Here is a 20,449-nt window from a genome sequence, read left to right as displayed (position 1 = left end):
TTCTCTCTTTTTTATCGAGTTTAGAAGTGATAGCCAAATAGGAAAATCATTTGGTCGCCGTAACCTTCATAACTGAGCTTGTTTTGGAAGTAACGATAGGTAAGTCCTAGGCTCATCGACTTATTCATTTTCCAGTTAAGGGTTAAGCCACCATTGATTCCAATATTTCCGTACTGTTGTTCCGAATAAGCTTCATTGCGGTCTATTTCAAATTCATTCCAATTCGAAAGGGTGAAGTTGTATTCCGATACTTTAAAGAAGAATGCAGAGGTCCAACCAAGTACATAACCATTGAAACCATTCGCTGAACTTCCGGTTACCGTCGATTGATAATCAGATGATAATTCATGTATGCTAATGAAAGGTTTGAAGAAGAATTGTTTGCTTTGAAAGCCTAAATACCCCATTCCTATCATGGTATTTAGTTCATCTCCCCATTTATTGTCTAAATTGGCGTATGCTTTGCCAAATATGGTGAAATCAGAATCATTTAAACGATAATGACCACTCGCCATAAATGATACATTTCGGTTGTCTACGTCATGATCGAACTTGTTATATTCATAGAATGAATATAACTCTCCTTTATCAAACACTGCACCGAAATCACCAACTAGTTTCCATAAGTCACCACGGTCCGTATCTACAGCGCCAATATCCCAGTTGGCATAACCCGTTTTTATAGAGCCGAATGTATATTTAAGCTCAACGGCTTGAGAGTTTGTTACGAAAAGTAAATATAAAAATAATGTTTTTATAATTAAATTAGACCTCATAAATACTACTGCCTTGTTGTTGCTAATAACTTATTCTTGTTAAATGAAACACTTTTTAACCTTTTAGTTACTCTCCATTGTTTCTTTAAAGTAGTAGATGTTATCGGCTGCATTGTTTTGTACTGTGATTTCACACTGTAAGGATACATTGCTGAAACACTCTGGTTATTTCAGGTTCTGGTTTAATGCTGTAAAACAATGTGTTTCATTAAAGTATTTAATGATTTCTATTAGGTATGTTGAGAGAAGGGGGTTTGTCCATAAAATTTGTTTTTGTTTATTCTTATCATTAAGGATGTATAAATGAGTATATTAAAATCAATAAGCATGGCCGCTATATTTACAGTCACAACGTTATCAACAACAGTGACATTAGCTTATAACGGTGAACCGCGTGTTTTACCTGATCAAGGCATAGATGATAACAACGCCGTTGTTACATCGCATACTGAAATATATAATGGGTTACTAGGTGAGTTAGCTCGAATTAACCAACCAGGTCAAACAGCAATTACCACATTAAATCCATATGGCACAGCACCGTTAAGCGCATACTATGGATTTTGGAATGATGGGTTAATCAATTCTATCGAAATATCAGTAACTTCTAAAAATTTAGGAGCTCCAATTACGTTAAGTTATATTTATACTACTGTTGATGGTGCTAATCTAGTACCAGTTTCAGGTCTTGAACCAGATACATTAAATACTATTATCGTAGGAGTGACAGATGCAGATACAACGCAAACTTTTACTTTTGATCTGAAAACAGAGCCGTTACCACCAACTGACGCCGAAATGGTTGATGGTGAGTATGTGATTTCTGGTACGCCGATCTTTGATGTTAAACATTCTGATCCAGACTTCAGCAAGCGTAGTGATGGCATATACATGACGAGCTATTATGGTCGTGGGCACTACGGTCTAGATAATAATGGAGATGTGCGTTGGGCATTAACCAATGACGTCATCCCATCATTTAATTTTAACCTAGTTGGCGATGGTCGTTATGTATCCAATGGTTCAACCGTTGTTGATAATGTTACAGTTAGTAGTCCAGCTACTAACAAAACAATCTACGAGTGGGATATCATGGGTCGCGTTTATAGTGTAACTAATATGCAATATGAAGCACACCATACGACCATTCTCGTTGATGGAGATAGTTCGCAACTATTACTGCCATCTGAGAAGTCAGACTATAATGATGGTGCTGAATTAACTCGTGAAGATGGTGTTTCCATTATAGACCGAGCTACTGGTACTGAAGTTAACTATTATGACTTTTCAAAACTATTGGATATTAATCGTGCGCCTACCATTATTAATGGTGATGGTGATAATCGTAATGACTGGGCTCATTTAAATGCAGCCTATAATGATGCTACTCAGGACCTTATCATCGCTTCGTTACGTAATCAAAATGTTTTTGTTGGTATTACTCCACAAGACAATGCTGATGCGGCTATTAGTTTTATAGCGGGCTCTCATCATGAGTGGTCTGCAGAGTTAGAGCAATACTTGTTAACTCCTGTAGATTCAGATGGTAAGGCTCTTTATAATCTAGAAGATGCTGCTGATATTGATAAGGCGGATAAAGAGTTTTGGACTTGGGGTCAACATGGAGTTACTCCTCTACCAAGTAGTGTGAAAGGTATTGTTAAAGTCGCCATGTTTGATGATGGTAATTATCGTTCATACGATCCTGATTTACAGCTAGTAGCCGCTGATAATTGGGGGCGTTACGTAGAGTACACTATCGACTTATCGAAAATGACCATTAAAAAAGAGGCTGAGTGGGGTAAAGAACTCGGTGGTATTTTCTACTCGTCATACGTCGGTAACGTTTTTAAAGACCCTATAAACGGAAACATGCTAATCAACTCAGGTGGTGCTATGGTTGATGGTAATGGTATACCTACAGAGCTTGATTCTGGTACAGGTCCCTTGGATCCAAATGTAGATCCATATACCAGTGAGAGTCGTCCTATATTCGTAGAAGTGCAGCAGAATGAGGATGGTTCATATACCAAACTATTTGAATTAGTGGCTACGTCGGGTCGAGTGAAAACACCTGATGATGGTGACGGTAATACATGGCGGATAGATATGAGCAATTTCTTTGTTATCAAAAAAGGGCTGTATGAGTAACTCATAATATTAACTATGTGACAGTAGCTTGTAAAGTCATGAGGGGCACTCACTGGAGTGCTCCTTCAAATTCAAATAACAAAACACTAGGCCGCAATAAACTCATGTTCTATGAGGCTATAGCCTTTGCCACGTAAGCTCTTGATTGCGCCTTCTGGGATGTTTGCCGCTTTTAGCTTTTTGCGAAGCCGACAGATGATTAAATCAATACTTCTACTCCAACCGTCATAAGCGTATCCATTGAGGAGGTATGAGATTTCATCTCTATTGACTAGACTGTTCTTATGTAGCATTAGAAAGTTAAGCACTTTACTTTCTTTCTTCTGCAGCTCGATTGTTTTTCCAGCAATATTACATTGGCTGAGCTCTGCATTGAGTAAGATGTTATTGATTGATACCGTTGTGCTTGTGCTCGTGATTTCATTTTCTATAGCAACTTTGGATAACAGGCGATTAATTCGAGCATAAAGTACATTCAGACCACGCTGCTTATTGATATAGTCATCTCCTCCCGTCTCTAGCGCTTTAATTTCCATCTCTTCGGTGGTAACCGATGAATAAAAAATGACAGGGCATGGACTAATGCTCTTGAGTTTTTGGACAATAGAGACACCAGAATCTGTGGGTAGAGTTACATCTAAAATGATCATATCCAGATTTTTATCTGCCGCATACATGAATGCGGCGCCAGAGTCGTAGGCTTGATAGGTGATGAAACCTTTACGCTCAAAGAAGCTGCTAATAAGGCGTGAGGTAAACAAGTCATCTTCAACTATTAGTATCGATTTTGCTTTCATAATGTTTACTCCTTAAGTGATTGTGTTCTTGCTACTGGAGTTATCTTGGATGAGAAATTGGTGTGAATACAGTAAATAGATGTGAATTTTATCGTTGGAAAAAGGTCAGCGTGAAACACTTAAGATACAAATGCTTAAGTGGAATAAAAGTCGAGAATTTATAAGTATTATATTAATTTATGTGGTAATTATCTTTTGGGAACCATGAACTTGAGGCTACTTGGAAGAAATCGATAATTGAGCATATGGAGTTTTCCCACTTGTCTCGATAGCGCCTGACTGCTCGCTTGATACGTTAAGGATACACATGGTGTGGGTTCACAATGTAAATCTGACGGCTAAAGATTAGCCTGATTATTAGCCTGATTATTAGCCTGATTAGTTTAATCTTATAGAGGTGTTCCTTGAGTATCGAGCATGTTGATTTTGTAAAAATCAGGCTGGTAAATGAAGTCTTTTTACCTTTTATCGAGCTAAGTTATTTGTCGCTCGAAGAGTTGAGAATGATACAACTCTGGGTACCGGATTACTTTCTGCTGAAGAAAAAATATCCGGCTAAGGAAATAGTGCTCTTATATAAGAGCTACCTTGGATTTAAGCGAGTATCACTTATGCTTGAAGGGATGGAGGTTGATTTGGTGGCACAGTCGTCGTGTATTCACTAGGTAAGACAGCTTTCAAAAAACGTCGAAGGTATAATCGGCAGTATATTAGTCAGCATCTATAGCGCTGACTTAAAGTGTTGGTCTAAAATTCAAATTTAAGCCTATGTATCCACTGGATGATACCTGAGTGCCTATGCCGTGTATTTGACTTCCTGTTACTCTGAGGCCTCGTATCCCTCCCAGACCGCCGTTGAGTGATATCCACAGATTACTGATTATTCTACGCTCAAGTGTCAGACCAAAATCCCATGCATCAAAATTGATTTTAGCTTCGCCTGATTGGTTATCAACTTCCCAAGAGGTTCCTTAGGGTGAGGAGCCCAAGGTGAATAACCAATTATCGTCAGGGGCATAGAGGATGGAGGGCCAAGGTAACATGGCATTGATGCTCCAATGTTCATTGATTTCCCATGAGGCACCAACGTAGGGTAAGTAGGTGTTTTCACTGCCACCCACATCGATGTAAAAGCCAAATGCCCACCACAAGGTTTCGCTTTGAACATATCGACCAAATACGCCGCCGAGAGTTTGCCAGCTCCAATTTGAATTATCTAGTGAGCTTTTATTGGCCATAGGCATAACAAAAGCTGCTGCTTGCCAGCTTGGGTTTACTTGTCTCAGCCAGGCTAGCGGTATTCCCACAGAGTTAACATGAAAGGATGAGTATTTAGCATCTTTCGAGGAAAAATTATTATGAGATACATATCCATCTATAGCGATTGCGTCTTTTTCGTCCATTAATATAGGTAAGCCTGCAGATAGATAGAGCTGCTCCAGTTCGAAGCTGGCTTGAGTGACACCATCGCCTTCAAGTTCAAAAGAGGCGTAGTTTCTGATCCCAATTGTTGCAAGAGGAAAAGAGGGGACGAATGAGTGGCTGCGTAAAAACTCGATATCACTCTTGTTAAAGTTTTGCATCTCCTCTTGTATTAAACCAAGTTCATTGTAACTCACTGGTAGCCATACTATTTAAGCCTGCCATTAATATAAAACTGTTTAACAAGCATAAAGTGATGCGAAAGAGACTTTTAATCAAAACGTGAATTCCTATGCTATAACTTTAAACCTTCTCGGTATTGATATTAGTCCATTGAAAATTATATAGGTAGGTCATTGCCATGTAGGTATTAGTGGAAGGTTTCCACCGCTTTTTCTAAGTATGCCAAGTGAAGCGATTAAGTGAATTGTGCTGAAGAGAGGAATGAGGCAAAGGGAGGTGTGTAACCTTAATGAAACAAAGTAATTGAGCTTATCGGCGATAATCTGTCCGAGTCTTTATGGACTTTTCAAGATGCTTGTAAAACTGTCGCTCTTTTCAATATTGTTAAGAGCTTTTTTTTACACATTTTTTATCATTTTCCAATAATTAAAGAGCCAATTATGCCATTTTTATTTGCTAACTCTCATCCAATAGACCATAAGTGCACTCAGTCTAGTGTCAATCGTTGGTTATGGATGCTCGAGGTATGTGAGAGCAAGATCATCCAATCTAAGGGGCGTAAAAAGATTCTTGAGCATTTTAAGAGTTTAGATGAAGCAAAAGTTTTCAGTGAGTCAGCAGAGGCGGATGCATGACAAGTGTGAGTTCTAGGGTAATCCCGCTTAATTTTAGTAAAGAGCATGCTGGTTCTATCGAATCAGGAGCTAAAGAAAAAACCAAGCCAAAGCCAAAAGGTAAAGCTGATATAAAGCTACGTGCTATTCGTCATAATATAGAGGTACGAATGGAGCTGCGTGCATTGAGCTCAGCATTAGATCTCGAAGAGAGAGAAATTATTTCTCTGTTAAGTCATGATTATGAGTGATAATACTATGAAACATTGCCAATATTGCTTTCTTATCAATGAACAATATTGTGTGAATACCTGTGTCCTGAGTTTCGAGCCTGGTCGTTACGTTTTTTCCCAGATTGGCGAGTTTTGGTATTTAACCCATCCTGACTTTTACGATCCCATAGCGACAATCAATCAGCTGGAAAAAGAGACTATCATCCTTTTCAAGCAGTTGCTTGGACAGTTAAAAAATAAGAAGGTCGTCATGAAATAAGGAGGCTTAGCCTCTTTATTTACTAGCAGCTAAACAGCTAGCCCTCCTATCTCTAGCGACTAGATTCCGAGTCGTGGCTGTTCTCTAATATTTATCTTGCGTATTCAGCAGATTTCATCGTTACCTAATCAACACTACCGGTCAAAACGCCTGCAATCATCTCTGTACATTCCTTTGTACGATGAATTTCTCTTTAAAAAACTAACGTAGTTTCAGCTGGTTTAGCTATTGAGGATTTAGGTCGTAAAGAGTTTAGCCGAAGATTTTGAAGTCTGTGTTCTGAATAAGAGATGCATAAGCGCTTGTATAAAGCATAAGAAGGATCAAAGGGGCTTAATATGGGGGAGGAAGATAAATAGATGAAAATGCAACAGAAGCCTAAGCTTCCTGTTGCATTTCCTTATTGACTCTTTTTAGTCATCAGGATCAATAAGCCACTCACTAAGTGTATAGCCTACTAGGCGCTAGAATACTCCTCTAATGCCTAATGAATATCTAGGGCCGGTTTCTGTGACTTCTAACACCTGATTCGAGTATTCAGCCGTCTTCACGGTTAACTCATTGGTAATATTGATCCCTTCTATAAACAGGGTTAAGTTTTCGTTGAAATCATAGCTACCGCTGATATCAACCTGGGCATAATCTTCTACATAATGAGCACCGCGCCATGACAAAGGCTTAGACTGCATAAATCTCGAGCGATTATTGTAGGCGATACGGAACTGGGCTGCGTCTTTCTCATAGAATAAGATCAAGTTCTGTGAGTCACCAAGGCCAACCAAAGGCAGTAGACCTCCTGAGGTCGAAGAACTCGAATCGCTATCGACTATAGTCATGTTAGCAATAACACCTAATCCATCGAGCGGCTCTGGCAGGCTGGTAAACATGTGCTGTATGGCAAACTCGTAACCCGTTATCTGAGCATCATTCTGGTTTACTGGGCGCGTCACTTTATAGTCGTAATCACCACTGGGAACACTCACTATTTCCTGTACTTCTTCGGTTTCCAAATAGCCGGAAATATCTTTTCTAAAGGCGGCTACAGAAGCGTAGCTTCCTTCCTGATAATACCATTCCAGAGACAGATCAAAGTTATTACTGGTGAATGGCATTAACATGGGGTTAGCCCCTTCGCCCTTTAAGCTATTCTGATGTCCACCGCTATAGCTAGACAGGGGTGACATCTCATCGAGTTCTGGGCGGGTGATGCTTTTGGAATACGCCACGCGTGCGATAACATCTTCGATAACTTCAATATTGGCATTTAAGCTAGGTAGCCAGTTATCATAATTATTGCTGGCTTCTATCGGTAAGTAATCTTCAGATTCTACGACACGTACGACTCCGTCCTCATTAGGTGCTGGCACCAGATCCAGTAAGGCGATCTGATTTCCCTTAGATTTACTGGTTGTTTCTACGTAACGTAAGCCGGCGACGACTTTCCATGGCATGTCATAGAGGTCGCCATCGAAATGGAAATCAGCGTATAAAGCGTCGAGCGTCTCATTGACTTCATAGGCTGTCGGTGAAGCATGCATCTGTGTACCATATTGGGCCAGTAAAGCACGGCTTGCAGCCGGGTCGTCGAGCTGTGCCATCACTTTATCGGATGTGACGTAGTCGAACCAGGCCTCAGAGTTAAATGTGAGCCAGTTTTGAGCGGAAGCGCCGTCGCTACCGGATAAGAAACCATCGGCATCGAAATTACTGAACAGGTTTGGATCTAAATAAATAGGAGAGCTGTTATCACCCCATATGACAGGTACTGGCGACTTTGTACTATAGTCTGTGCTGCCGAAGGTTCTGTCTGAGTAGAGCACGCCGAAGTTAATGGTTGCTAATGCACCGTTATCGACGATCCATTCACCATCTAATTTAACCTCTAAAACTTCATCATCTATTTTTGTACCGTCTCTACCTCCCCAACCTGCGGTTAAGCCATTGGATGAGTTGTTGGCATTGAAGGTCATCGTCGGCAGTAGGGCACCAGAGCTTCTGTCATAGCTGTAATCCCCAGGGCGCGCGGCGACGGTATCTGTCATGCCGCCTAATGGATCTGAAGAGGCCTGGGAGTACGAAATATCGGCGGCTAAGCTGACAGTGTCATTTAAGTCCCAGTCCGCATTAAAACCAAAGGCGGTCAATTGGTTCTCTGTTTGCGATTGACGCACCATGAAATCACTGTGACTGCCATTGCCCATGGACAGTTGTACCACTGTGCGGTTGTTATCCAAAGTGACATCGGTGAGCTTATTCTCTTCGAACCAATGGGCGAGAATATCTTGCCTGTAGTCGACCTCATACTTTGAATAGAGGGCATCGAGCGTGAAGGTCAGATTGTCCAGAGGCACGTATTGAAATACCAGATTACCTCCTGTGCGCTCACGGGACTCAGTTTGCGCTATCTGATCATAATTTTGTGGCATATAGACATCATCGAACGTGCGTCCATCGTTTAGCGTTAGATCTGTTCGTTCATAATAGGCGGTATTGGCTTCATCGTAGCGGCTGTCTCTTTGGCTATGAGCCAAGGATAACAGTACACCGAACTTCTCATCATCGAAAGTATTACTGATGAGCCCTGAGAATTGTGGGCTGGTGGTGCCGCTCATCTTGTCATACACGGCCTTAATACTGCCCGTGGCTTGAAAACCGGGAATGGCTAAGGGTTTGAAGGTGGTGATATTGACCGTTGCACCGATAGCCCCTTCCTGTAGGTTAGCCGACTGAGTCTTATATACTTCGGCGCCGCTGATGAGTTCAGAGGCTAAGATATCGAAACTAAAAGAACGTCCACCACTGGTTGTGGCCATGGTTCTCTTGTTTATCAAGGTGGTATTAAACTCTGGCCCGAGCCCTCTGACCGTGATCGACTGGCCTTCGCCACCGGATCTGTCGATGGATACGCCGGTGATCCTCTGCAGAGACTCGGCGACATTTTGATCGGGGAACTTACCGATATCTTCTGAGGTGATCGCGTCGACAACAGTGTCTGACTCTTTCTTGATATCTTTGGACTTGATCAGACTCCCTCTGATCCCGGTAACAGCAATCACTTCTATGTCAGCATTGGCTTCTGCCTGTGAATTTTCTACGGCATTAACATTCACGGATATTCCCAGGTTGAGCGCTATCAATCCTGATAAATAACTGACCTTTATCCGATTTAGTTTGTTCATCTAATCCCTTCTTATTGTTTGTTAGATTATTGGAGTTTTGATATATGACGTTAATAAGGTTTTAACAAAGTCGTTACGAAGGAATAGTGCATTCAGAATTTCGGTATATTGTATCCACAAGGTTTTATCTGTGAGGTATATCGAGTTATCTGCATGCTTTAGAAGCGAAATTGAAAACTTTGTGAAACATGAACTTCAGTGACTTGATGAATAATGTGTTTGAGTGCTTAGGGAGGCTATGAATGAAATTAGGTCCTTCATACATAGTTAAACAGGAAGATTATTGCTCATTCAGTGGGTTAGTATGTAAACATGAAATGGAAGTTATGTTCCTTCCCTAAGCATTCGCTAAAATTATTGATCTGAAATTATCGACCTGGAATTTAAAATTCAAACAAATGTAGGAGAATGTATGAGTATAGAGGGATTACTTCTCTATTTAGTCGTAGGTGCCGTAGCGGGATGGTTAGCCGGAACGCTAATGAAAGGTAAGGGCTTCGGCTTAGTCGTTAATATCATACTCGGAGTGATAGGTGGCATACTTGGTGGATTTATATTTGGTCTCCTCGGTATATCCATGGGAGGAATATTAGGTTCTATTGTTGCGGCGACTGTAGGAGCTGCTCTACTATTGTTTGTGATTGGCTTGATCAAGAAAAACTAGTATCCCTATCTAAAGCCTAAGCATAAATGTTTGTTGTAGAATAAGATGCCTGAAACAGGCTCGAAACATTAACCGACTAAGTCACTGTTATATTAAAGGCAGATGCTTGAGGTTATCTGTAACACATAATTAGCCTCGTGTTTGTTACAGAACAAGTTCCTGTTAATTAGCAAGCAGAGTCATTACTCCAGTAATGCCATCACTTAAAATCTCAAGCATCTGCCTAATTTGTCCTAACCTAATTCTAGGTGCGTAACATGAATATTAGTGAGCAAGATCTATTACAAGTGAAGATGATCAATGATTATTTTGAACTTTATTCAGACATTGAGATTTGGACATGTGAAGTACTTAACAATGTTGAATTTTGGATACCAGAATATTATAAATTGAGAGATAAGTATTCGGCGGTCGAAATTGACTTCCTTTTTATTAAATTTCCTTTCTTTCAGTGGATATCTCAACTTTTCGATAATATTGAACTTATCATGCGTGCAGAAAACGCTCACTCTTGCCCTCCCTTTCAAGATTAACTCTCTCCTAGGCATAACCCCTAAAGTTAGCAAGACTCCTTTCTGAAGGTGGTCACTCTTCGATATTCTTCTGTAGTGCAAAGACAAGAGTTTTTATCCAAGAGTGTTCGGCTAAAACTCCAAGCCTACTCGTTGCATGACCCCTTGGCCTGGCTTCCTAGCTTCCTCGTTCCCTTGGTTTCTCCCTTTTTACCGTACCTCGCACTTCAACTGTCATATATAAAATTATAAATCTTTATGAATAAACATAAAGCCCTTTTATATCAATTGGTTGCGCTTTTGCTGTGGTTCGGCATCTACTCTACAATACCGCTCATAAATCGGTGCTGGATTACTTGGGATTGTCGTTAATCGTTAATGTCATTTATTAACTATTACAACCGAGTAACGCATACGATTTAAATACGATAAAAAATATATGGAGTATGATTTTTAATGCAAAATTTTAATAAAACTTTGATCGGTACACTCGTTATTGCAGCTTTCTCTTTCGGTGCTAGCGCTGCAGATGTAGACAATTCTTGGTACCTAGGTGCTGGTCTCGGTCAAAACAACTATCAGTCTGTAGATGCTACAAGTCATCTGCAAGACGACAGCGACCTTGCATGGAATGCCTTGGTTGGTTATCAGCTAAACAAATATTTTGCGATTGAGGCTGGCTGGCAAGATCTAGGTACCGATGACGATACTCATCTATGGGGTGGTAACACTGATGGTAGTGAAGCAATTGATGTTGATGGATTCACTTTAGGCTTAGTCGGTACGCTTCCTTTAGATGATAAGTGGTTTGCTACAGGTGAAATTGGTGCTTATCAGTATCATTTAGCCCATGAAATGGGTCAGGGGAAATACGTTAGTGCAACAGATACTGCTGCATACTTCGGTATTGGTCTTGGTTATAACATCACTGATGCATTAGCTATCTCAGCTAAATACCGTAGATTTTCAGATGTGAATGAAACTGCATGGAACACAGTTGATATGGACGCGCAGACTATAGGTCTCCAGCTCACTTATCGCTTTGGTATAGAATCTGAGCCTACTCCACTAGCTATAACTGAAACTAAGCCCGTGGTAGAACCCAAAGTTGAGCCAAAAATAGAACCAAAGTATCAGACTAAAATCGAAAAAGAAGAAGTGACTATTCTATTTGGTTTTGACTCATCTGAGCTTAGTTCAAGCGGAAAACGTCAATTGGATAAGATTGTCAGAGAGTCTAAAAATTCAATCGATGACTCTATCGTGTTAATTGGTCAGGCTGATAATCAAGGTGCGGCAGATTATAACATGAAGCTTTCTAAGCAACGCGTTGAAGCTGTTGCTAATTACCTTTTGGATTCAGGTCTGCAAGTTGCTGACATGAGTAAGCAAGCTATCGGTGAGAAAGAGTCACGCGCAAATAGCACACAATCACGTTCACTCGAACGAGTTGTTGTAGTTGAGCTTACAAGCACAAAAAAAATATTAATTAGTTCACTATAAGCCGCAGCTTGAGCTGTGAAGGGAAGGTTATGCTCAAGGATGAGCCTTAATGTTTAAAATATGTTTAGTTTTGCTTATAGCTGGCCATTCGTGGACCCGCTCTGTTTATGTGACCATTGCCTAGGAATTGAGTTAGCAGATTAAGGGCGTGCGAGAACACTTGTACTCGTGTGAAACAATTTAAGCCTGTGGCTTTTATAGAATCTATAAGAACAAGGCTGTGTGTACTTTTATTTTTAACATTGCACTTAACATTTTCTGATTGTAATCATAATTCGAGCTTGAGTGAGACCATATGCAAAACATTTTAAGTTACAGTGGGAACAGGGGACTTAGTTTACTGTTTGATAGATTTTTTAAGCCGAGTCAGATTCATTTTCAAAATAACCGATTTGTCGAAGTTGAAGAGGAACTGATAATAGATGGCTTGGCAATAGATGGCTTTGTTCCTTACTATCAGCCGATAATCAACAGCGACACTGGTAAAGTGATAGGTGCGGAGCTGCTGGTCAGATTAGTCATGGATAACGGACGAGTCATATCGCCATTACAGTTTATTGATTATGCAGAGAAATCTGGATTAATCATAGAGATAACTGAACAGTTTTTATCTAAAGCTTTCAATGATTTTAATAAATTAGGCTGGGCTGGTAGTGACAAGTATTTAAGTATTAACATAGTACCGGAGCATTTGAAGTCGAGACGTCTATTTAAGTTTATCCAAGATTATGTCGCTCGAGGCGTGATCAATGGGAATCAGATCAAGCTTGAGATCACCGAGCGATTGGAAATTAACGATCTGTTAGGGGCTCGTTCATATCTTGAAGATTTTTACCAACTCGGTATTACTGCCAGCTTAGACGATGCTGGTACTGGTTATGGTTGCTTTCTCTATCTCCAGGAGTTGGCACTTAGCTCATTAAAATTAGATAAAAGATTTATCGATACCATAGCAGAAAACAAAGATACTTCAGTATTAGATTCAATCATTGGTCTAGCTAAAAGCTTAAAACTGGAAATTGTAGCCGAAGGAGTAGAAAGCCTGAATCAAGTAACCTATCTTAAGAGACGTGGAGTGAAGGCCATTCAAGGCTATGTATACGGCCAACCTATGCCTGTAATAGATTTCATCGACTGGAAGGGTAATCGTTAGTAACAATTTCCTGTGTAGTATCAGCCACGGAGTGGCTCAGAAGAGTATTGAACTCGTTTAATAACTAGTATTCTAGCTTGAATATAGTGAAATACCCGCTCAGCTCCCCCCTCATATTGCTTTACATTCCCCATCTTGACTTACACCTATAACAGTAAGGATACACTGTAGATACATAAACTAGTTAAAGGAGATATATGATCCAATCATTATTAGTTTGTGGATTAGATTGTTGCGAATTATTCGTGTCCTGTGGGACCAGTGTAGATGTAAATTACAATGAATAGTGATAAAAATATTACCTACAAAATAGGTCAGAGATACCTGTTCAACGTTAAAACTCATCAGCTAACTGATCAAAAGGACGGCACAAGCGTTGAGCTTGGTTTGAATGAGTCACGCTTGTTAGCTGTATTGATCTGCAATAATGGCGAGGTTGTTAGCCGTGAGCAGATATTAGAAGAGGTGTGGAACCAGCGTGGTTTGGTCGTAGATGAGACTAGTGTTAATCAAACCGTTTCCCTTTTACGTAAGTTCTTGGGTGACAATGTCAAAGAGCAAAAAATTATTAAAACTGTGACTAAAATGGGTTATAGGCTCACAGCTGGTGTAAATATTGAGAGTGTTGAGGTTGAAAAACAATCATCTTCAATTATGAATAGAGTAAACGAAAAATCTATTATTTATGGACTCTATATTGTTCTATTTACCATCTTTGTTTCTTTGTATGTTTTCGGGGGAGTAAAGCAAGGTGAAAGTTTCGGTGAGGGGTTGACAGGTTATAGTAAGATAAAAATCGATGGGGTAAAAATACTTAAGTTTAAAAACAATAATATTGACGATGGGCTCTCAAATCTCATCAGGAAATGTATTTTAACCAATGTTGATCTAAACCTTGGTGAGTTAAAAAGTGTAATTGTTTCAGCTAAGAAAAGCTATTCTTTCACAATATTATTTGTTGTTTCTGATAATGTTGACTATTCATTGTTGGTGAAAATCAACAAGAGTATACCACTGGATGATAACCTATGTCAGGTCATTTTAAATTATTAGTTTTTTTGTTTTCTATGCTTGTTATCTCAGTGTCAGCTTACTTTTTTTCCGATCTAGGTGGAAGAAATATCCATGCTTTTAAGGATGGCGATTGGGTGTTTGATGTGAGGCATTATGTTAATAATACAGATGATTATTTGGCTGGCTTTAATAGCGATCTTCAGGGCGTTTTTCGTGGTAGGTTACGATTTTACAATGATAATCATTACTCCGTTACATTCAGTATAGTCGTTAAAGAATTAAATAAAGATAAAGTTGTTAATGTAAATAACGAGGTTAATCTAAATGGAATCTGGGATGCCGAACAAGACATTATCAACTTTAATTTCGAAAACTTCCATACATTAAAACCTATGGGGTCAGATAGTGATGAAGAGTTTCTTATTCATCTAGCCATTAATGTTTTGAATAGAACTTTTGGTGAAGGACAAAAAATAACTTGGCTTAGGGGGAATACTTTTATTTTGAACAATATAAATCAGTCGCAAATTATATTCAATAAATCGAATGGCACATGAACCTTGCTGCCGGTCTTATTTTTATAAATAAACTGATTTAACTTACCGTGCCAGTATATTTCCCCCAATTTTTAGGTTAGTGAGGTCCTTGTGCTAGATAATTGTTTTATTTTGAATTCAGTGGTTTACAACCCTTGTTTTAATTTGCAGCAATCAGAGCTAAATTTGAAATTTAGCTCTGATTCTATTGTTAATCGCAATGGAGTAGCCATAGCTACCGAGATGAACCTGATTTTGACCCCGGAGCAGGGTGTTAATCAGCAGCAGTTACACGAATTTAATACAGGTCGAACCTTGAATCAACTACTCGACGTGGTGAAAAAATTAGCTATAGACAGTGACAGATCAATTTTCAATGAAAAACATACACTGATTTTTGTCAATACCGAAAGGGCGAGTTTGTGTGATGTGCATGGGCTTAACCAGATAAGAGAGCTTTCAATTCTTCTGCATCATCTGGGGGGGAACCTAGTTGTAGGCTTAACGAACGCAAACCCCTGTAATCGCTGTCCTAGGGTACAGCAAGGACTCTTATTCCTTAAAGAGCATGATATTTTAATATCGGCTAATAATTTTAATTATCGAGATCAAGATTTCAGAGACTCTGAGCTTAAGAGTCATTTGTATGACTTTGTAAAACTTACCATGCCGAACACTGATGATGAGATGGATATGCTTGTTGAGTTTATTCACTCTGAACTTGTCTTAAATGGGCTCAAAGTGATCGTTGAAGCAGTAGAGACTAAGACTCAGCTTAAGTCATTAAATAAGGCACTCATCTATGGATATCAAGGTCGTCTTCTTAAAAGTAAAAAAGCTAAAACTATTTAGCTTTAGCGTAATAATTGGAGAGATGTATGCCAGGCATGAACATTGAAACATTCAATGTGAACAACACACTTTATGTTGAAAACCTGCAAGTGTTGATCGAAAAATTGCTAGCCAGTATCACCTTAGTGATTAATCGTTTATCCAGTGAAGAGATGCTAGTGGAGTCAATGGAAGTTGATAACGACATCGATTTTGATGACTCTGTTTCTTTGACCTTTGGCTTGCAGCATTTTATCGAGCTGCAAAGCTTTGATTGATTTAAAGAGTCCAAAGGGGGATGTCAATGAGTTCAGCAAACGTTTACAAGAGTACTTATCGTCAGAAAACTTCCGCAATGAATTATTCAGTGAGATGAGGTTAATTCCTCATCTTCAATAGCAGACGAGCCAATCCTTCTCCAAAAGGGGCAATATACTTAGAGTAGAGGGACTTCACCTCTAAGCTGAGTGTTTTATTCGCTGACTAGCAGCTGATGATCCGCTCCGGCGCCCCTTAAAGACACGATATTAGATTCGACTAAAATAGTGCTGGCAACCGACTTGATGGTGTCCCAATTTTCCCTGCTCACCGATATACCTTGCTTCCATGCCTTTCGTTTTCTCTCCGCCTGCATCGATGATGTGATGTGTTGTGTCATATCACCTGCTAACGGATGCGTGATGGACTGCCGACTGATTTCTATTGATAGTGAATGCTGATCATCGGCTTTTTGCTGGGTCAAGTAAAGTTCGGGTAAACTCTGGCCTGCACCGAGTATATACACTAGCTGTATCGATTCTGGGCCATTATTCCAGCTGGCCTTTACTGACAAGCCATTCTGAGCGAGTTTTATCAGCTCACCGAAGGCTAGCCAACGATTGTGGCAATGGCTGATTTGTAAGCTGACGGTTTGTTGATCGGCGAGTTTCTCCAAACTGTAGTCCAGTAGGCTGGGTAGGTGACATAAGATACTGCTGCCCTTAAGATTTACGCTTAATCTCTGTTCGGATGAAGTATCGACCTTAACCGGTGAGTCGAGATCATCTGCCAGAAAGTCTAGTGCCTTGATGAAGTGCTTGATGCCATCTAGGCCTACCATCTCCAGATCCGCCACCATGTTGGCTATTACGTCGGCTTCGCCACAGTTTTTATGTAAGCCGATAAAGGCCTTAGTGCAGAGTGTCACTAATTCATTATGAGATATCTGAATCATAGTCTAAGCCTCGTCCGGGTTTGTTGTTAGGCTAGAGCCTGGAATGGCATTGTTTTGTGGCAGCTGATTTTGAAGTAAGCCTTCTTGAGGAAAGACAGGAAACAGCCACTCATCTGTGTGTAACTCATCACTCATGGGCGCTCCTTGGAATAGCGTTACTCTTACCCAGCGACTCGATCGCGGGTCAAACTTAGTAGCACCGAACATGGCTAACTTACAGCGCAATAGATCCATCGGCAGCGTCTGTTTATCTAACAAGTTAACCTGTATATCCCCCAGGGGGCATTGAGTCATAGCCCAGACTCGACGGGTGATGCTGCGATATTGTGGCTGCTCTAGTAAGAACTCACTAACTGGCATCGATACTGGCTTATTGATTAGTGCTTGGTGTAAGCGTGAGATTTGTCTGGCTATATCTAGGCTCATCTCTTGCTCATCTCCTGGTTCTACTCCCCTGACTCCCATTCTGGGCTCCTCTTTATCTTTAGAGCGATACCAGAACCAGTGACTACTTTTAGCTAATGAAAAATCAATATTCAGAGCCCAGAGATAACGATGTTGCAATATTTGCAGTATCTCCTCGATAAGCAAACCAGGTCTGAGACACAAAGCTTCATCGGCATTCATGGTCAATTCATATTTATCGACTAGATCAGGGTACAGCTCCAGCATGCAAGTGATAACGATTTCTTGAGATTCATAGCTGTAAGTCTGGGTGTCTTGGATAAGTGTCTGCCATTGGTGATACAGCTCTTGGGTTAACCTTGAGATCAAGGTATCGAGTTCCTGAACACTTAGCCTGTTTTTCTCCTGCTGATTGGTATCTATGGTGATCACTTGTTGCAAGTGAATAACGGCTCGCCTTAGTAGCTTAACTAAGCTGGTACTTTTCGCCTGTGTCAGTGGCTGGCATGATGTTGCGGCTATGGCATGTTCCCGCTGAGATAACCACCTGTCCATGATCTTTGGGTGATTGATCAGGTAAGGCACCATGCCCAGACCAGTGGCATTACCGACACCTAAATATCTTTGCAGTGGCTTAATTAACTCGACGGCTTGATCGCCGCCGCGCTGCTTAGCCAGATAATGTACCCAGTCCAGACTGAATTGTCGCAACACATATACTGCGCACATCTGAGCACTGAAAGACGGCTCGAAATCTAGATTCTGTTTGAGAACCTCAAAATCTGCGATGCCAAATTTACCGTTGCCATATACCGCCGTAGTACGCAAAATATAACCGACGCTAGCCAGAATGTCCCGCTGGGGCTGCATTCCAGATGAAAGCGAGTCCACCAGATGTTCGAACACCCGCATACTCTTGTTGGCCCTTGCTAGCACTAATACCTGACTGCAATTTCTACCCGCTTCTTGTAGTGGCACATTGTCTTTAAGTCTGGAAAATAAGCCAGAGTCGACATCCCCATGGACGAGTGCGAAGGTGATATCCCACTTCTGGGCAATAACGCGATCGTTACGCTCATCATTGGCTATCTCATCTGAAAAAATCAGCAGGTGATAGTGATTCTCTAAGGTATCGATTCGGTATATCACATGACCAAAACCTTGCCCATCAAGGGCCCATTCAGACTGGGATATGGTCCATTTTTGTCGTGCCATACGGCGCACTAAGCTACGTACGAAGCTCAATCGACTCTGGTGCATGGCGCCCAAACGACTCGGGTTCATCACAATGTCCGGTTCTCTTAATGTCCCGTTATCCATCAGGTTTGTTGAGCCTAAATTATTTATCATGTTGAATCCTTGAGTGTTATTCACTTCTTATTCATTTGTTAATAGCTTCAGCCTGTTTACAGGCTCGAATTATTGTTATAAACCTTGGGCCTTGGCCATTTCGATAGCCAGTTTTGGCGCATTCCACAAAGAAGGCAGCAGAATGAGGGAGACTGGTACTGCGGTTATCACAATAAACGACTGTAATGCCGTGATCCCGCCAGAACCCATGGAGATTAATATCAAGGCGGAGATGCCCATCATGATCCCCCAAAATGCGCGAATCGCCGTGCTGGGTTCACTGTTTCCGCTGATCACGACACTGATGGTGTAGGTCATGGAGTCACCTGTAGTGATGATAAAAATGGCTGTGAGCAGCAAGAACAAAATAGATATAACCGTCGGGTACGGCAGCTGCTGAGTGATAGCTAGCAGAGATGCGGGCAAATTAAAGCCTTCGAAGGCGGCGCTAACAGATCCCGGATTACTTATCTCGAATGCCAGGCCTGAACCGCCAACCACAGTAAACCAGAAGCAAGTGATTAGGGGGGCAATAATACTGACGGCGCACACCAATTGACGAATAGTTCGGCCACGAGAGATACGGGCGATAAAGATAGCCATCATGGGGCCATACCCCAGAAACCAGCCCCAAAAGAACACGGTCCACCAACTTAACCAGGCCTCATCACCTCGATAAGTTGCCATAGGAAAAAAGTTGTTCAGCATGGAGCCAACGCCTTGCAAGTAGCCGTTGATAATGAAGCTAGTATCACCAAATATCAGAATGTAAATCATCAAGCCTATGGCCAGTATGATGTTACATCGACTCAAAAACTGAATACCGCGATTGACGCCGCTCAGAGCCGACAGGGTATACATACCGATAGCTAATAAGATGATCACAAGCTGGGTAGCATAGGAGTCCGGCAAGCCAAATAAAGCGTTGAGGGCATAGCTGACCTGAAGCCCAAGAAAACCTATCGGTCCGATAGTCCCAGCCGCGACGGCGATAATACTCGTGGTATCGATCAGGGTGCCAGTTATGCCATGAAGTGCTCGCTCACCCAGAACCGGATACAATAAGGTGCGTGGCTTAAGGGGCAGGCCTTTATCATAATGCAGGTGCATCAGTACGATTGAAGTCAGACTGCCGAGTATGGCCCAGGCCAAAAAACCCCAGTGCATGAAAGATTGTGACAAAGCATTAATGGCAATTTGCTTAACATCATCAGTACTAGCAAACACTGGTGGAGGGCTGACAAAGTGAGCAATGGGCTCGGCAGCGGCCCAAAATACCCCACCACCGGCCAATAGAGTACACAGGATTATCGATAACCAGCGAAAGCCGTCCATCTCAGGTTTATCTAAGCCCCCGAGTACTACATGGCCGGTTCTGCCTGCCGCAAGACCTAAACTAATCAGGAAGGTGAGTAAAAGAAGCACCTGCCAATAGGGTCCGAAGATCATCACCGACCAGTTAAAACCCACATCAACGATCTTGGCAAGCAGCTTATCGTCGAAGAGGGCAATGGCGACAAATAGGGCGATAAAGCCACCACTTAGCCAGAGTACAGACTTATCTAAATTGAGCTCTTGGTGTTTATTTGTTGATTTCCTTGCTGTTGAAATCTCCGCGTTCGCGGTATTGATTGCATCAGACATATTCTGCTCC

The 20,449-nt window shown here is 41.2% G+C and carries 19 protein-coding genes; 12 read left to right on the top strand and 7 right to left on the bottom strand.

All coding sequences use genetic code 11. The features are described 5' to 3' along the window. Positions 1-20: 20 nt before the first annotated feature. Entirely contained in the window at positions 21-776 is a 756-nt protein-coding gene (locus FS373_RS07840; RefSeq protein ID WP_152829219.1) for an outer membrane protein OmpK, read from the bottom strand. A gap of 303 nt (positions 777-1,079) precedes the next feature. On the opposite strand from FS373_RS07840, the gene FS373_RS07835 reads away from it, so the two are divergent. Continuing rightward, positions 1,080-2,927 (top strand): aryl-sulfate sulfotransferase, encoded by a 1,848-nt coding sequence (locus FS373_RS07835; protein ID WP_152829218.1) that lies wholly within the window; start codon positions 1,080-1,082, stop codon positions 2,925-2,927. 86 nt (positions 2,928-3,013) lie between these two features. On the opposite strand, the gene FS373_RS07830 is transcribed toward FS373_RS07835, so the two are convergent. After that, complete coding sequence (locus tag FS373_RS07830; protein ID WP_144045553.1) at positions 3,014-3,724, bottom strand: response regulator transcription factor; 711 nt, start codon at positions 3,722-3,724, stop codon at positions 3,014-3,016. Between the two features lie 971 nt (positions 3,725-4,695). After that, positions 4,696-5,307 (bottom strand): hypothetical protein, encoded by a 612-nt coding sequence (locus FS373_RS07825; RefSeq protein ID WP_152829217.1) that lies wholly within the window; start codon positions 5,305-5,307, stop codon positions 4,696-4,698. Between the two features lie 462 nt (positions 5,308-5,769). Here FS373_RS07825 and FS373_RS07820 point away from each other — a divergent pair, with 462 nt between their 5' ends. The 3 genes from FS373_RS07820 to FS373_RS07810 are packed head-to-tail and all read left to right on the top strand — an operon-like array spanning position 5,770 to position 6,435. Further along, positions 5,770-5,964 carry a hypothetical protein gene (locus tag FS373_RS07820; protein WP_144045556.1) on the top strand — a complete coding sequence of 65 codons (195 nt, stop codon included), beginning with the start codon at positions 5,770-5,772 and terminating at the stop codon, positions 5,962-5,964. Then, a complete protein-coding gene (locus FS373_RS07815) occupies positions 5,961-6,194 on the top strand; it encodes a hypothetical protein (RefSeq protein WP_144045557.1) in 234 nt (77 codons plus the stop codon). Before FS373_RS07820 ends, FS373_RS07815 begins: the two co-directional genes overlap by 4 nt. Continuing rightward, entirely contained in the window at positions 6,187-6,435 is a 249-nt protein-coding gene (locus FS373_RS07810; protein ID WP_144045558.1) for a hypothetical protein, read from the top strand. Before FS373_RS07815 ends, FS373_RS07810 begins: the two co-directional genes overlap by 8 nt. Before the next feature lie 464 nt (positions 6,436-6,899). Here the strand turns inward: FS373_RS07810 and FS373_RS07805 are convergent, their stop codons facing one another. Next, positions 6,900-9,614 (bottom strand): TonB-dependent receptor, encoded by a 2,715-nt coding sequence (locus FS373_RS07805; RefSeq protein ID WP_152829216.1) that lies wholly within the window; start codon positions 9,612-9,614, stop codon positions 6,900-6,902. A gap of 412 nt (positions 9,615-10,026) precedes the next feature. On the opposite strand from FS373_RS07805, the gene FS373_RS07800 reads away from it, so the two are divergent. The 8 genes from FS373_RS07800 to FS373_RS07765 all read left to right on the top strand — a co-directional run bounded on the left by FS373_RS07800 (position 10,027) and on the right by FS373_RS07765 (position 16,105). Next, positions 10,027-10,278 (top strand): GlsB/YeaQ/YmgE family stress response membrane protein, encoded by a 252-nt coding sequence (locus FS373_RS07800; RefSeq protein WP_144045560.1) that lies wholly within the window; start codon positions 10,027-10,029, stop codon positions 10,276-10,278. A gap of 257 nt (positions 10,279-10,535) precedes the next feature. After that, entirely contained in the window at positions 10,536-10,811 is a 276-nt protein-coding gene (locus FS373_RS07795) for a hypothetical protein (RefSeq protein WP_144045561.1), read from the top strand. Positions 10,812-11,246: 435 nt separating this feature from the next. Next, positions 11,247-12,293 carry an outer membrane beta-barrel protein gene (locus tag FS373_RS07790; RefSeq protein WP_144045562.1) on the top strand — a complete coding sequence of 349 codons (1,047 nt, stop codon included), beginning with the start codon at positions 11,247-11,249 and terminating at the stop codon, positions 12,291-12,293. 295 nt (positions 12,294-12,588) lie between these two features. Next, positions 12,589-13,446 carry a cyclic diguanylate phosphodiesterase gene (locus tag FS373_RS07785; RefSeq protein ID WP_144045563.1) on the top strand — a complete coding sequence of 286 codons (858 nt, stop codon included), beginning with the start codon at positions 12,589-12,591 and terminating at the stop codon, positions 13,444-13,446. Positions 13,447-13,725: 279 nt separating this feature from the next. Continuing rightward, positions 13,726-14,499 (top strand): winged helix-turn-helix domain-containing protein, encoded by a 774-nt coding sequence (locus FS373_RS07780; RefSeq protein WP_152829215.1) that lies wholly within the window; start codon positions 13,726-13,728, stop codon positions 14,497-14,499. Further along, the gene (locus tag FS373_RS07775) at positions 14,475-15,017 is read left to right on the top strand and encodes a hypothetical protein (protein ID WP_144045565.1); all 543 of its coding nucleotides are present in this window, start codon (positions 14,475-14,477) and stop codon (positions 15,015-15,017) included. Before FS373_RS07780 ends, FS373_RS07775 begins: the two co-directional genes overlap by 25 nt. Before the next feature lie 165 nt (positions 15,018-15,182). Continuing rightward, positions 15,183-15,848 carry an EAL domain-containing protein gene (locus FS373_RS07770; protein WP_152829214.1) on the top strand — a complete coding sequence of 222 codons (666 nt, stop codon included), beginning with the start codon at positions 15,183-15,185 and terminating at the stop codon, positions 15,846-15,848. A gap of 26 nt (positions 15,849-15,874) precedes the next feature. After that, positions 15,875-16,105 (top strand): hypothetical protein, encoded by a 231-nt coding sequence (locus FS373_RS07765; protein WP_144045568.1) that lies wholly within the window; start codon positions 15,875-15,877, stop codon positions 16,103-16,105. 194 nt (positions 16,106-16,299) lie between these two features. Here the strand turns inward: FS373_RS07765 and FS373_RS07760 are convergent, their stop codons facing one another. The 3 genes from FS373_RS07760 to FS373_RS07750 all read right to left on the bottom strand — a co-directional run bounded on the left by FS373_RS07760 (position 16,300) and on the right by FS373_RS07750 (position 20,439). Further along, positions 16,300-17,040 carry a DUF3726 domain-containing protein gene (locus tag FS373_RS07760; protein ID WP_144045569.1) on the bottom strand — a complete coding sequence of 247 codons (741 nt, stop codon included), beginning with the start codon at positions 17,038-17,040 and terminating at the stop codon, positions 16,300-16,302. Positions 17,041-17,043: 3 nt separating this feature from the next. After that, a complete protein-coding gene (locus tag FS373_RS07755) occupies positions 17,044-18,795 on the bottom strand; it encodes a hypothetical protein (RefSeq protein ID WP_227992597.1) in 1,752 nt (583 codons plus the stop codon). Between the two features lie 75 nt (positions 18,796-18,870). After that, positions 18,871-20,439 carry a BCCT family transporter gene (locus tag FS373_RS07750; protein ID WP_144045570.1) on the bottom strand — a complete coding sequence of 523 codons (1,569 nt, stop codon included), beginning with the start codon at positions 20,437-20,439 and terminating at the stop codon, positions 18,871-18,873. Positions 20,440-20,449 lie beyond the last annotated feature (10 nt).

The sequence above is a fragment of the Shewanella sp. YLB-07 genome, assembly GCF_009377275.1.
This window is presented reverse-complemented; position numbering and strand designations above follow the sequence as displayed.